Source organism: Streptomyces syringium (genome assembly GCF_017876625.1).
Taxonomy (GTDB): domain Bacteria; phylum Actinomycetota; class Actinomycetes; order Streptomycetales; family Streptomycetaceae; genus Streptomyces; species Streptomyces syringius.
The window spans coordinates 4,530,336-4,542,767 of the sequence record NZ_JAGIOH010000001.1 but is presented as its reverse complement, the minus strand read 5'-3'; the positions used below and the strand labels follow the sequence as shown (position 1 = coordinate 4,542,767).

Annotated in this window: 12 protein-coding genes; 7 read left to right on the top strand and 5 right to left on the bottom strand. The window is 70.5% G+C overall.

What is annotated here, in order from left to right; translation table 11 throughout:
* The first annotated feature begins 80 nt into the window (after positions 1-80).
* The 4 genes from JO379_RS20345 (at position 81) to JO379_RS20330 (ending at position 4,067) form a co-directional block, all read left to right on the top strand.
* On the top strand, positions 81-524 hold the full coding sequence (locus JO379_RS20345) for a hypothetical protein (protein WP_209516222.1): 444 nt from the start codon (positions 81-83) through the stop codon (positions 522-524).
* Positions 525-734: 210 nt separating this feature from the next.
* Positions 735-2,507, top strand: coding sequence for a hydroxysqualene dehydroxylase (locus JO379_RS20340; protein ID WP_209516219.1), 1,773 nt, complete (start codon positions 735-737; stop codon positions 2,505-2,507).
* Positions 2,508-2,644: 137 nt separating this feature from the next.
* Positions 2,645-3,016: a VOC family protein gene (locus JO379_RS20335; RefSeq protein WP_130879392.1), complete on the top strand. Its 372-nt coding sequence runs from the start codon at positions 2,645-2,647 to the stop codon at positions 3,014-3,016.
* 70 nt (positions 3,017-3,086) lie between these two features.
* Positions 3,087-4,067: an aldo/keto reductase gene (locus JO379_RS20330; protein WP_130879387.1), complete on the top strand. Its 981-nt coding sequence runs from the start codon at positions 3,087-3,089 to the stop codon at positions 4,065-4,067.
* Between the two features lie 154 nt (positions 4,068-4,221).
* Here JO379_RS20330 and thpR read toward each other — a convergent pair whose 3' ends face one another.
* Complete coding sequence (gene thpR / locus JO379_RS20325; RefSeq protein WP_209516217.1) at positions 4,222-4,785, bottom strand: RNA 2',3'-cyclic phosphodiesterase; 564 nt, start codon at positions 4,783-4,785, stop codon at positions 4,222-4,224.
* 18 nt (positions 4,786-4,803) lie between these two features.
* On the opposite strand from thpR, the gene JO379_RS20320 reads away from it, so the two are divergent.
* Entirely contained in the window at positions 4,804-5,328 is a 525-nt protein-coding gene (locus tag JO379_RS20320) for a GNAT family N-acetyltransferase (protein WP_209516215.1), read from the top strand.
* 319 nt (positions 5,329-5,647) lie between these two features.
* On the opposite strand, the gene JO379_RS20315 is transcribed toward JO379_RS20320, so the two are convergent.
* The 3 genes from JO379_RS20315 to JO379_RS20305 form a co-directional block, all read right to left on the bottom strand.
* Entirely contained in the window at positions 5,648-7,030 is a 1,383-nt protein-coding gene (locus tag JO379_RS20315) for an MFS transporter (protein ID WP_130879384.1), read from the bottom strand.
* Between the two features lie 76 nt (positions 7,031-7,106).
* Positions 7,107-7,538, bottom strand: a complete 432-nt coding sequence (locus tag JO379_RS20310) for a MarR family winged helix-turn-helix transcriptional regulator (protein ID WP_130879383.1) — start codon at positions 7,536-7,538, stop codon at positions 7,107-7,109.
* A gap of 147 nt (positions 7,539-7,685) precedes the next feature.
* Positions 7,686-9,155: an NCS2 family permease gene (locus JO379_RS20305; protein ID WP_130879382.1), complete on the bottom strand. Its 1,470-nt coding sequence runs from the start codon at positions 9,153-9,155 to the stop codon at positions 7,686-7,688.
* A 359-nt stretch (positions 9,156-9,514) separates the two neighbouring features.
* Between JO379_RS20305 and JO379_RS20300 the strand changes: the two genes are divergently transcribed.
* Both JO379_RS20300 and JO379_RS20295 read left to right on the top strand, forming a co-directional pair.
* The gene (locus JO379_RS20300) at positions 9,515-9,775 is read left to right on the top strand and encodes a DUF2530 domain-containing protein (protein WP_130879381.1); all 261 of its coding nucleotides are present in this window, start codon (positions 9,515-9,517) and stop codon (positions 9,773-9,775) included.
* Between the two features lie 50 nt (positions 9,776-9,825).
* Positions 9,826-12,213, top strand: a complete 2,388-nt coding sequence (locus JO379_RS20295; RefSeq protein WP_209516212.1) for a cation-translocating P-type ATPase — start codon at positions 9,826-9,828, stop codon at positions 12,211-12,213.
* Between the two features lie 21 nt (positions 12,214-12,234).
* On the opposite strand, the gene JO379_RS20290 is transcribed toward JO379_RS20295, so the two are convergent.
* A complete protein-coding gene (locus JO379_RS20290; RefSeq protein ID WP_130879379.1) occupies positions 12,235-12,426 on the bottom strand; it encodes a DUF1059 domain-containing protein in 192 nt (63 codons plus the stop codon).
* Between the last annotated feature and the right edge of the window lie 6 nt (positions 12,427-12,432).

The following is a 12,432-nucleotide window of genomic DNA, read 5'->3' as shown; positions in this document are numbered from 1 at the left end:
TAATGTGGCGCTCAGCGCAAGACCCCCGCGACCGTGCGACCGGTCCGGGGGCATGGCCACCAGCCTCAGGAGCTGACGACATGAGGAACCCTATCCCCCGCCTCTTCGCATGGATGAGGGCACATTTCCCGTCCAGCGGCCACACGCCCCAAGCCGCCACCGCCCCCGCCCCGACGCCGTCGGAACCAAGACTCGACGGCTCCCTCACCGGCGGCGACGCCGCCCTCTGGGTCACCCCACACGGCATCGACATCCGCCCCCGGCATTCGCCCCGCCCCCAAGTGGCAGCGAACCCCAGGAAGGTGGTCGAGGCCGAAGCCTTCGACATCGCACCCGGGACCATGGTGGTCGACACCGTCACAGGCGGCATGGGCAGAGTCCGAACCGTCGGCGCCAACGGGATGATCAGCGTCGAGCACCCCAACGGATACACCTGGAAGACCTGCGCCGTCCGAGCCGCCAACTCCATCGAACGACTCAACCTCCTCGCCGCGGACGCCGCCCAAGCCAGCCGAACACACTGACGGGCGGATGCACCAACGGAACGGCGGACCGGCTGCGGCTTCAAACCCCCGCCCCGCCCGATCGACCCGATCGACGGAGGCTGCGACGATCCCGCCGTGGGCGCCCCTGCCGGGCGCGTAGCTTGCCCTTCACGGACCGCTGAGACGCGAAGAGGCGGAGGGAACATGGATGAAGCCGTGTCGACTTGGCGGGGAGTTCCACGCCGTGACGTGCTCCGTTACGGAGCTGCCGCAGCGGGTACGGCGGGGCTCGGGGTCGGCCTCGGCGTAGGCGTGGCCGGGCCCGCGGCGGCCCGTGGGGCCGGGCGCGGCAAGGGGCGGGGCGGGCGTCGGGTGGCCGTCCTCGGTGCGGGCGTCGGTGGCCTGACCGCCGCACACGAGCTCGCCGAGCGTGGCTTCGAGGTGACGGTCTACGAGCGCCGTTCCGTCGCCGGCGGCAAGGCGCGGTCCCTGTACGTCCCGCACAGCGGCACCGGCGGCCGACGCGATCTGCCGGGCGAGCACGGCCACCGGGGGGTGTTCGGTTTCTACCACAATCTGCCCGACACCCTGCGGCGCATCCCGCTGCCCGGCGGCGCCAGCGTCTTCGACAATCTCACGCCCGTGACCCGGATCGAGCTGGCCCGGGCCGGGAACCGCCCCGACATCCACCTCCCCGTCAGACCGGGGACTCTCTCCCTGTCGGGCGTGGAACTGCTGGTCGCCTCGGCCGCCGGGCTGCTGGCGGAGTCCCTGCGCCTGCCGTCGTGGGAGGCGGCCTTCTTCGCCAAGCAGGCGGTGATGCTGTTCACCAGCTGCACCGAGCGCCGGTTCGGCCAGTGGGAACACGTGAACTGGTGGGACTTCATCAGGGCCGACCGGATGTCGGAGGACTACCAACGGCTTCTCGGCGGCGGCGTCCAGCTCATCCAGGCCCTCAAACCCCCGACCGCCAGCGCCCGCACGTGCGGCCAGGGGCTGGAGGCCATCGTCTACGACCTCATCGGGCGCGGCAGCGACGGCCCCGCCGACCGCATCTTCAACGGCCCCACGAGCGAGATGTGGATCGACCCCTGGGTCGCACATCTGCGGACCCTTGGCGTCCGCTTCGCCTTCGACCGGCAGGTCGAGCATCTGGAGCTGCGCGCCGGCCGCCTCGAGTCGGCCCACGTCCGCACCCCGGGCGGCACGACGGACCGCATCGACGCCGACTGGTTCATCGCCGCGGTCCCCTCGGACCGCGCCGGCACGCTCTGGAACGGTGCGCTCCGCGCGGCCGATCCACGGCTCGCGGCCATGGACGGGCTCCAGCAGACCTGGTCCAACGGCATCCAGTACTTCCTGCGCCGCCCGGCTCCGGTCATCGCGGGCCACATCGTCCACGTCGACTCCCCCTGGAAGCTGGTGTCGATCAGCCAGTCCAAGCTCTGGCGCGCCCCGTTCTCCCGCACCTGGGGTGACGGCGGGGTACAGGAGTCGCTGTCCGTGGTCATCTCCGACTGGGAGACGCCGGGCATCCTCTACCGCAGACCCGCCAGACGGTGCACACGGGCCGAGGTCGCCCGCGAGGTCTGGGCACAGATGCAGGCCCACCTGGGGAGCGCGGGCCGGCACGGACTCGACGACGCGCTGCTGCACTCGTGGTACCTCGACGAGGCGATCGGCGAGGGCGCCGACGGACTGCACAACGACGACCCGTATCTGCTCAACTCGGTCGGCTCCTGGGAGCTGCGCCCGGACGCCTCGACCGCCGTCGGGAACCTCTTCCTCGCCGCCGACTACGTACGGACCTACAGCAACGTCGACTTCACCTCGATGGAGACCGCGAACGAGGCCGGGCGGCGGGCGGCGGCCTCGGTACTGGCGGCCGCCGGAGCTTCGGACGTCCCCGAGGTCCGGACGTTCAAGGGGTACGAGGCACCGGAGTTCGCCGCGGCCAAGGTCGAAGACCTGCGGCGCTGGCGGCGCGGTCTCCCCCACGTCCTGGACACCGAACGGCGGTGAGTTGGGGGCCGATCGGCGCCCCCGCCCACCCGGTCGGACGAACCAACCGGTTCGCAGCCCGGTTTTCCCTCCCCGAGGAAGAAAACTCGTACCGCGAGCGACCGACCGACAGCGGCACGAGCGACGGGAATCCGAACATGTTCACGAACACCAGGGCGTTCAGCAGCTTCGCGGTGGACGACATGCAGAAGGCCAAGGGCTTCTACGGGCAGACGCTCGGCCTGCGCCTCTCCGAGGAGTACGACATGCTGACGCTCCACCTCGAGGGCGGCGGGGAGATCCTCATCTACCCCAAGGCCGACCACGTACCCGCGTCGTTCACCGTGCTCAATTTTCCCGTGACCGACATCGACAAGGCCGTGGACGAGCTCGTCCAGCGCGGGATCACCTTCGAGCGGTATCCCGAATTCACCCAGGACGAGAAGGGCATCATGCGCCAGGAGGGCCCGTACATCGCCTGGTTCACGGACCCGGCGGGCAACACGCTGTCCGTGCTCCAGGAGCGATAGGAAACGCCCGACGCGCCGTTCAGCGCCGGGGCCCTTGCCTCGAGCGCGCTCCAGGGCCTTTGCTACGGGCATGGAGTACACGCAGCTCGGACGCACGGGACTCAAGGTCAGCCGGATCGTTCTCGGGACGATGAACTTCGGGCCTCAGACGGACGAGGCCGACAGTCACACCATCATGGACGTCGCGCTCGGCGCGGGCGTCAACTTCTTCGACACCGCCAATGTCTACGGCTGGGGCGAGAACAAGGGCCGTACCGAGGAGATCATCGGCACCTGGTTCGCCAAGGGCGGCGACCGGCGCGACAAGGTCGTCCTCGCCACCAAGGTCTTCGGCAACATGGGCAGCGACGGCGCCGACTGGCCCAACCAGGACCGGCTGTCCGCCCTCAACATCCGACGCTCCGTCGACGCCAGTCTCCGGCGGCTCCAGACGGACCACATCGATCTGTACCAGTTCCACCACGTCGACCGGACGACGCCGTGGGACGAGATCTGGCAGGCCGTCGACGTCCTCGTCCAGCAGGGCAAGATCCTCTACGCGGGCTCGTCCAACCACGCCGGCTGGCACATCGCCCAGGCCAACGAGGCCGCGCGCCGACGGGGCTCGTACGGGCTCGTCAGCGAGCAGTGTCTGTACAACCTCGCCGAGCGGCGCGCCGAGATGGAGGTCATCCCGGCGGCCGAGGCCTACGGGCTCGGGGTCATCCCCTGGTCGCCGCTTCAGGGCGGGCTGCTCGGCGGGGCGATCCGCAAGGAGCGGGAAGGCACGTCGGGGCGGTCGGTGGAGTCGCTCGCGAGCACGAAGGTCCGCGAGCAGGTCCAGGCGTACGAGGACCTGCTCGACAAGCACGGTCTCGCACCCGGCGAGGTCGCGCTGGCCTGGCTGCTGACCCGGCCCGGCGTGACCGGGCCGATCGTCGGACCACGGACCCCCGACCAGCTCGGGTCCGCGCTCCGCGCCGTCGAGCTGAAGCTGTCCGACGAGGTGCTGGCCGGGCTCGAAGGGATCTTCCCCGGGCCGGGGCCGTCCCCCGAGGCGTTCGCCTGGTAGGCCGGGAACGCGCGCGTCAGGGCGTCACTTCACCGCCGCGACGACAGCGATGACGACGAGCATGACGGCGAGCACACCGGACACGATCCGGTTTCTGGTCTTGGGGTCCACCCTTCGAGCGTAACCGGCCCCGAGGAGTGCGGACGCGACCGGATCAGTGGCCGAGCCCCCAGGACCGGATCACCTCGTAGCGCGGACGCTCTCCGGGGACGCCGGAGACCGGCGGGTGGCTGCGCATGAGCGCCAGCCGGTCCACCGTCCACGCCGTCCCGTGGAAGTCACCGAGGGCCGCCGCGTACGGCTTGAGGTCCACCCCGCCCGTGGCGCGGGCGAGGGTGAGATGGGCGTGGAAGGTGTGCGTGCCGTCCACGTCCACCCCGGCCCTGCGGGCCCCGGCCGCCGTCGAGCGGGCGAGGTCGCGCAGCGTGGCGCGGTCGCCTTCGGCGCCCACCCACAGGATGCGGTCGCCGAAGCGGCCGCCGCCCGCGAGCCGCAGCTCGTGCGGCGGGTGGCGGCGCGCGGCGCGCTCCAGCCGTTCGGACAGCTCGGGGAGCAGGCCATCGTCGACCTCGCCGAGGAAGGCGAGCGTGAAGTGCCATCCCTCGTGCTCGGTCCAGCGGAGCCGGTCCGCGCCCGGCAGGTGCCGTAGGGCGCCGACCACGGCCGTGAGTTCGACGAGGGCGGATTCCGGCGGAATGATCGCGGCGAACAGTCGCATGTGGCTAGTCTCACCCGGATGGAGACCAGCCGGTTGGAGATCAGGAAGGGCGGGGAGGACGACGTCCCCGCGATACTCGCCATGCTCGACGGCGCCGTCGAGTGGCTCGTCGCGCACGGGCGCACGGGGCAGTGGGGCACCGAGCCGTGGTCGGCCCGGCCCAAGGCCGTCGACCGGGTCGGGGAGATCGTCCGCTCGGGCACCCCGTGGCTCGCGATGATCGACGGCGTCGTGGCGGGCGCGGTGACGCTGACGCCGGACCCCGCGCCGTACGTCGCCCGGGCCGACGAACCCGAGGTGTACGTCCATCTGCTCGTCACCGACCGCCGCTTCGCGGGCCGGGGCGTCGGCGCGGCCCTGCTGGCCCACGCGGTCGAGGAGACCCGGCGCCAGGGCATCTCCCTGCTGCGCGTCGACTGCTACGCGGGCAGCGAGGGGCGGCTGGTGGACTACTACCGCCGCAACGGCTTCACACCCACGGAAACGTTTCTGGCGGGCCCGGAGGGCGACTGGCCGGGCCAGGTACTGGCCCGGCGGGTGTGACACCCGCCGGGTAGGCCCGGAATATCCGGCGGACCTTCCACTACCGCCCCGTCCTGCCGCCTGCGGCGGCGAGCGCCCTGCGGGCGCGTCGCGTCCGCAGGGCGCCGGACAGGCTTGACCGGGACGACGGCGGAGGGCGACGGGGTCGCAGGGGGCGTCCCGGAATGCTGCCGGATATTTGTGGGCGGAAGTGCCGGGCGCCGATGCGCTCGGGGGTTCCCGCCCGTAAATATCCGATTCCGGGATGCCCCCGGAGGCCCCGGCGCCCGGCCCGGACCCACCGGCCCGCGCCACCACGCCGGAGCCCCGGCCACCGGCCTCAGGCCGTAGCCGCCAGCTCCTCCCGCTGCGTCGCAGACTCACGCGCAGACTCACGCGGAACGAACTCCACCCGCCGGTGCCCACGCCGCAGGTCTATCCGCAGGCGCAAGCCACCCACCCGGGCCAGCGTGAAGCCGATCGCCGACGCCGCGAGCAGCGACACCACACCACCGGCGAGGAAGCCGACTCTCGCGCCGTAGACATCGGTGACCCAGCCCACCAGCGGCGCGCCCAGCGGCGTGCCGCCCATGAAGACCATCATGAACAGGCTCATGACCCGGCCACGCATCGCCTGGTCCGTCGCCAGCTGCACACTCGAGTTGGCGGTCACGTTGATCGTCAGGCCGAACATGCCGATCGGCACCAGCAGCGCCGCGAACACCCAGAACGTCGGCGCCAGCGCCGCCGTGATCTCCAGCAGGCCGAACAGCGCGGCCGCGCCGACCAGCAGCCGCAGCCGGGACGTGCCCCGGCGGGCGGCGAGCAGGGCGCCGATCAGGGAACCGGCCGCCATCAGGGTGTTGAGCAGGCCGTACGTGCCGGCGCCCGCGTGGAAGACGTCGTTGACGAACGCCGTCAGCCAGATGGGGAAGTTGAAGCCGAACGTGCCGATGAAGCCGACCAGCACGATCGGCCAGATCAGATCCGGCCGCCCGGCCACGTAGCGCAGGCCTTCCCGCAACTGGCCCTTGCCGCGCGGCGCCCGGTCGACCTTGTGCAGCTCGCTCGTGCGCATCATCAGCAGCCCCGCGAGAGGGGCGGCGTAGGAGAGTCCGTTGAGCAGGAACGCCCAGCCGCTGCCCACGGCAGTGATCAGCACGCCCGCGATGGCGGGGCCGACGAGCCGGGCCGACTGGAAGTTGGCGGAGTTGAGGCTGACGGCGTTGCGCAGGTCGGCCGGACCGACCATTTCGACGACGAACGCCTGGCGGACGGGGTTGTCCACGACCGTGACGAGGCCGAGGGCGAAGGCGGTGAGGTAGACGTGCCAGACCTGGACGTGACCGGAGAGGGTGAGGACCGCGAGCGCCAGGCCGGTGAGGCCCATGGCGAGCTGGGTGATCAGGAGCAGCCGCCGCTTGGGGTAGCGGTCGGCGATGACGCCGCCGTACAGCCCGAAGAGCAGCATGGGCAGGAACTGCAGCGCCGTCGTGATGCCGACGGCGGCGGAGGAGCCGGTCAGGCTGAGCACCAGCCAGTCCTGGGCGATGCGCTGCATCCAGGTGCCGGTGTTGGAGACCACCTGTCCGGTGGCGAAGAGCCGGTAATTACGGACCTTCAGTGAGCTGAAGGTGCCTCCCTTGGGCTTCAGGGAGGTGGTGCGTGCGTCGTCGTGGGTGTTCGGTGCGGGTGCGGAGTCTGCTCCGGGTCCCGAACTCAAAGTGCGTTCGCCTCCTTCTGGGCGGGCCTCAGGCCGTCCTTATGGCACCCACGGGCGACTGCGTATCCGCGTACGCCTACAGGTGCGCGAGTTTCTCCAGTACGGGCGCGGCGGCGCGGAGCGTCGCCCACTCGTCCTCGTCGAGCTGTTCCACCAGCTCGGCGAGCCAGACATTGCGCTTGCGCCGGCTCTCTTCGAGCATGGTCTCGGCCCGCTCGGTCTGGGTGACCACCTTCTGGCGGCGGTCCTCCGGGTGCGGTTCCAGCCGGACGAGGCCCTTGGCCTCCAACAGCGCGACGATGCGGGTCATCGACGGCGGCTGCACATGCTCCTTGCGAGCCAGCTCGCCGGGGGTGGCGGAGCCGCAGCGGGCGAGGGTGCCGAGCACCGACATCTCGGTCGGGCTGAGCGACTCGTCGACCCGCTGGTGCTTGAGCCGCCGTGACAGACGCATCACGCCGGACCGCAGAGAGTTCACGGCGGCTGTGTTGTCCGGGGTTTCCAGCATGTTAGTTAGTTTATCTTATTACCCGCGCTAAATAAAGTGGAGGGGTAGGACACGGACACCTGCCCCGCCAACGACGAAGCCGCCCACGCCGGGAAGGCATGAGCGGCTCGTCGAAGCCAGAAATCGGGGCCAGAAACCGGGGCCCTGCTACTTCACACCCAGCGCCTGCTCGATCGGGTCGAGCAGGAAGTAGACGAGGAAGCACAGCCCGACCACGTTGAGCAGCCAGGGGATCTCCCGGGCCCGCTTGTCCGCGATGCGCAGCAGGATGAAGGCGAGCACGCCGATGCCGATGCCGTTGGTGATGCTGTACGTGAACGGCATCGAGACGATCGTCAGGAACGCCGGGATCGCGATCGTGAAGTCGCTCCAGTCGATCTCCTTGACGTTGGCCGCCATGATCAGGAAGCCGACGACGAGCAGCGCGGGGGTGGCCGCCTGCGAGGGGACGATCTTCGCGAGCGGGGTGAAGACGAGGGCCAGCAGGAAGAGCCCGCCGGTCATCAGGTTCGCGAGGCCCGTACGGGCGCCCTCGCCGACACCTGCCGTGGACTCCACGAAGCAGGTGTTCGCGGAGGCCGAGCCGACGCCGCCCGCCGCGACGGCCACGCCGTCGACCATCAGGATCCGGCCCATGTTGGGCAGCTGGCCCTTGTCGTCGGTCAGCCCGGCCTCCTCGCCGACGCCGATGATGGTGCCCATCGCGTCGAAGAAGCCGGAGAGCAGCACGGTGAAGACGAAGAGGCAGCCGGTCAGCAGGCCGACCTCGTGGAAGCCGCCGAAGAGGCTGATGTCGCCGACGAGTCCGAAGTCGGGCGAGCCGACGATGCTGTCCGGCACCTGCGGGACGCTGAGGCCCCAGTTCGCGTCGGGGATGTCGGCGAGCGAGTTGATGACGATCGCGACGAAGGTCATCACGACGATGCCGATGAGGATCGCGCCCCGTGTCTTGCGTACGAGCAGGATGAAGGTGAGCGCGAGGCCGATCACGAAGATCAGCACCGGCCAGCCCTGGAGCTGGCCGCCCTGGCCGAGGCCGAGCGGGACGGTGGTGTGCGCGGCGTCGGGGTTGCGGGTGACGAAGCCGGCGTCGACCAGGCCGATCAGCGAGATGAACATGCCGATGCCGATCGCGATGGCACGGCGCAGTCCGCTCGGGATCGCGTCCATCACGCGCTGCCGCAGACCGGAGGCGACGAGCAGCATCAGCACCAGACCGGCGAGGACGACCATGCCCATCGCGTCCGGCCAGCTCATCTTGGGGGCGAGCTGGAGCGAGACGACGGCGTTGATGCCGAGGCCGGCGGCGCAGGCGATCGGCACATTGCCGATGACGCCCATGAGGACGGTGCTGAGGCCCGCCATCAGGGCGGTGGCCGTGACCAGCTGGCCGTTGTCCAGCTGGTGACCGAACTTGTCCTGGCCCGCGCCGAGGATGATCGGGTTCAGCACGATGATGTAGGCCATCGCAAAGAAGGTGGCCAGACCACCGCGCATCTCGCGGGAGACGGACGAGCCCCGCTCGGAGATCCGGAAGAACCGGTCGAGGGCGTTGCCGGGGGGCGGCGTGGGGGACGGCTGCTGGGCGTCGACCGGGGAGGTGGCCGAGGGGGGCATGCGGGACCTCAGTCGTACGGGCCTGCGGGAGGCGAGCGGGGGGTGCGGGGGGGCGATGCAGAGGGTCGGGATGACCGTCCGCGAGGGCCGTGCGGGTGATCGACGGTGATCGACAGGCCGGGACGCGGACGAACAGCTCATGAACGCTGGATCATGAACGCTGGCTCATGAACGACATGAAAGCGATCATGGACGGTGGATCATATTTGGATGATCAGACGAAACATCGCAGTCAGATCCGGTCGGTTTCAGTATGAATAAACAAGACGTGAATTGCTATCTCCGCGCGTAGACCCCTATGGGACAAGGGCCCCGACCGGGAACGCGGCACCGGGGGCGCACGGACTAGGCTTACGGCCATGACGAAGTGGACACCCCGACACGAGGCACCGGAGCCCCTGGAAGGCCCCGTCGTCGCCACCATCACCGGCGGCACGATCCTCTGGTTCGTCCTCTTCCTCGCGCAGCTCCCCTTCTACGGCTGGTTCGAGGACCACGGCCACGCGTGGTGGGTGTGGACCTGCCTGGCCGGGGCCGGTCTCGGTCTGATCGGCATCTGGTACGTCCGTGGGCGCGAAGCGGCCATCCGACGCCACGCGGCGAACGCCGGCGAACGCTGAAGCGTCATTTCGGAAGGTGAACCGGGCTGACCGCCCGTACCGTCGGAGGCATGAGCGATCCGGCGCACACCGCAGTCGAGGAGCCCGTACCGCCGGCCGCGCACTCCGGCCTGACCGCCCGCGAGGTCGCCGAGCGCGTGGCCCGGGGCGACGTCAACGATGTGCCCGTACGTTCCTCGCGCTCGATGACGGAAATCGTCCGGGCCAACGTCTTCACCCGCTTCAACGCCATCATCGGCGTGCTGTTCTGCATCATCCTGGTCGTCGGCCCCATCCAGGACGGCCTCTTCGGCTTCGTCATCGTCGCCAACACGGCGATCGGCATCATCCAGGAACTGCGCGCCAAGAAGACCCTCGACTCCCTCGCCGTCATCGGCGAGGCCAAGCCCACCGTCCGGCGCGACGGCGTCCCCACCGCCATCGCCACCGGCGAGATCGTCCTCGACGACGTCATCGAACTCGGCCCCGGCGACAAGTGCGTCGTCGACGGCGAGGTCCTGGAGGCCGACGGGCTGGAGATCGACGAGTCGCTGCTCACCGGCGAGGCCGACCCCGTCCTCAAACAGCCCGGCGACCCCGTCATGTCCGGCTCCTTCGTCGTCGCCGGCGGCGGCGCCTTCACCGCGACCAAGGTGGGCCGCGAGGCCTACGCCGCGCAGCTCGCCGAGGAGGCGTCCCGCTTCACGCTCGTCCACTCCGAGCTGCGCAGCGGCATCAGCCAGATCCTCAAGTACGTGACGTGGATGATGGTCCCGACCGCCATCGGCCTGATCATCAGCCAGCTCGTCGTCGAGAAGGACGACTGGAAGGAAGCGGTCCGGCGGATGGTCGCCGGCATCGTCCCGATGGTGCCCGAGGGCCTGGTGCTGCTCACCTCCGTCGCCTTCGCCATCGGCGTCATCCGGCTCGGCCGCAAGCAGTGCCTCGTCCAGGAACTGCCCGCGATCGAGGGCCTGGCCCGCGTCGACGTGGTCTGCCTCGACAAGACGGGCACGCTCACCGAGGGCGGGATGGACGTCAAGGAACTGCGGCTCCTCGACAGCGCGGACGAGAGCTACGTACGCCAGGTGCTCGGCGCCCTCGGCGAGTCCGACCCCCGGCCCAACGCCAGCCTCCAGGCCATCATCGCCGCCTACCCCGACAGCGCCGACTGGCGCTGCACGGAATCGCTGCCCTTCTCCTCCGCCCGCAAATACAGCGGCGCCGCCCTCAACGGCCCGGACGCCGAGAGCAGCCGCTGGCTGCTGGGCGCCCCCGACGTGCTGCTGGCCGAGGGCGACGCGGCGCTCGCCGAGGTCGAGGACCTCAACGCCCAGGGCCTGCGCGTCCTGCTCCTCGCCGGCGCCGACCGGGAGCTGGACGACCCGCGCGTCACGGACGGCGTCCGCCCCACGGCCCTCGTCGTCCTGGAACAGCGGCTGCGGTCCGACGCCGGTGACACCCTGCGCTACTTCGCCGAACAGAACGTCGCCGCGAAGGTCATCTCCGGCGACAACGCCGTCTCCGTCGGCGCGGTCGCCGGGAAACTCGGCCTGCCCGGCGCCGACGCCCCCGTCGACTCCCGCCGGCTGCCCGCCGAGCGGGACGCGATGGCCGAGGCCCTCGACCGTGGCGCGGTCTTCGGGCGGGTCACCCCGCAGCAGAAGCGGGACATGGTCGGCGCGCTCCAGTCGCGCGGCCACACCGTCGCGATGACCGGCGACGGCGTCAACGACGTCCTCGCCCTGAAGGACGCCGACATCGGCGTCTCCATGGGCTCCGGCTCCGAGGCCACCCGGGCCGTCGCCCAGATCGTGCTCCTGAACAACAGCTTCGCGTCACTGCCGTCGGTGGTAGCGGAGGGCCGCCGCGTCATCGGCAACATCACGCGCGTCGCCACCCTGTTCCTGACGAAGACCGTCTACTCCGTCCTGCTCGCCGTCCTCGTCGTCTGCTCCCAGGTGCCGTACCCGTTCCTGCCCCGCCATCTGACGCTGCTGTCGACCCTGACCATCGGCGTCCCCGCCTTCTTCCTCGCCCTGGCCCCCAACAAGGAGCGCGCCCGGCCGCACTTCGTGCGCCGCGTCATGCGGTACGCCGTCCCGGCGGGGGCCATCGCGGGCCTCGCCACGTTCGCGGCGTATCTGCTGGCCCGGCAGCACTACGGCGGGACGGGCGCGCTCGCGGCGGAGACGAGCGCGGCGACGCTGACCCTGTTCCTGATCTCCATGTGGGTGCTCGCGATCATCGCCCGGCCCTACACGTGGTGGCGGATCGCCCTGGTGCTCGCGATGGCGCTGGGCTTTGTGATCGTGCTCGTCACCCCCTGGCTCCAGCACTTCTTCGCCTTGAAACTGGTCGGCACGACGATGCCGTGGGCCGCCGTCGGCATCGCGGTGGCGGCCTCGGTCGCGCTGGAGCTGGTGTGGCGCTGGGTGGGACGCCGGTTCCCCGCGTGATCCCCGGCCGGGGGGCCGGGGTCAGGCGTTGGCCTTCTCGTCCTCGAGCATCTCGCGGATCTGCTCGCGCAGCGCCGGGCTGTCCATGTGGTTGTGGACGGAGACGGCGTGCTCGGTGGCGGCGCGGATGACTTCGTCCTCTTCACCGGTGATGGTGAGGGAGCAGTCGGTTTCGCTGGGGAACCGGCGGCAGTCGGCGACTTTCCTGGTCATGACGGC

Coding starts and splice junctions, on each gene's coding strand:
- JO379_RS20345 (WP_209516222.1), top strand. CDS start 81: ATGAGGAACCCTATCCCCCGCCTCTTCGCATGGATGAGGGCACATTTC.
- JO379_RS20305 (WP_130879382.1), bottom strand. CDS start 9,155: ATGCCCCCCTCGGCCACCTCCCCGGTCGACGCCCAGCAGCCGTCCCCC.
- JO379_RS20295 (WP_209516212.1), top strand. CDS start 9,826: ATGAGCGATCCGGCGCACACCGCAGTCGAGGAGCCCGTACCGCCGGCC.
- JO379_RS20335 (WP_130879392.1), top strand. CDS start 2,645: ATGTTCACGAACACCAGGGCGTTCAGCAGCTTCGCGGTGGACGACATG.
- JO379_RS20290 (WP_130879379.1), bottom strand. CDS start 12,426: ATGACCAGGAAAGTCGCCGACTGCCGCCGGTTCCCCAGCGAAACCGAC.
- JO379_RS20310 (WP_130879383.1), bottom strand. CDS start 7,538: ATGCTGGAAACCCCGGACAACACAGCCGCCGTGAACTCTCTGCGGTCC.
- thpR (WP_209516217.1), bottom strand. CDS start 4,785: ATGCGACTGTTCGCCGCGATCATTCCGCCGGAATCCGCCCTCGTCGAA.
- JO379_RS20300 (WP_130879381.1), top strand. CDS start 9,515: ATGACGAAGTGGACACCCCGACACGAGGCACCGGAGCCCCTGGAAGGC.
- JO379_RS20330 (WP_130879387.1), top strand. CDS start 3,087: ATGGAGTACACGCAGCTCGGACGCACGGGACTCAAGGTCAGCCGGATC.
- JO379_RS20320 (WP_209516215.1), top strand. CDS start 4,804: ATGGAGACCAGCCGGTTGGAGATCAGGAAGGGCGGGGAGGACGACGTC.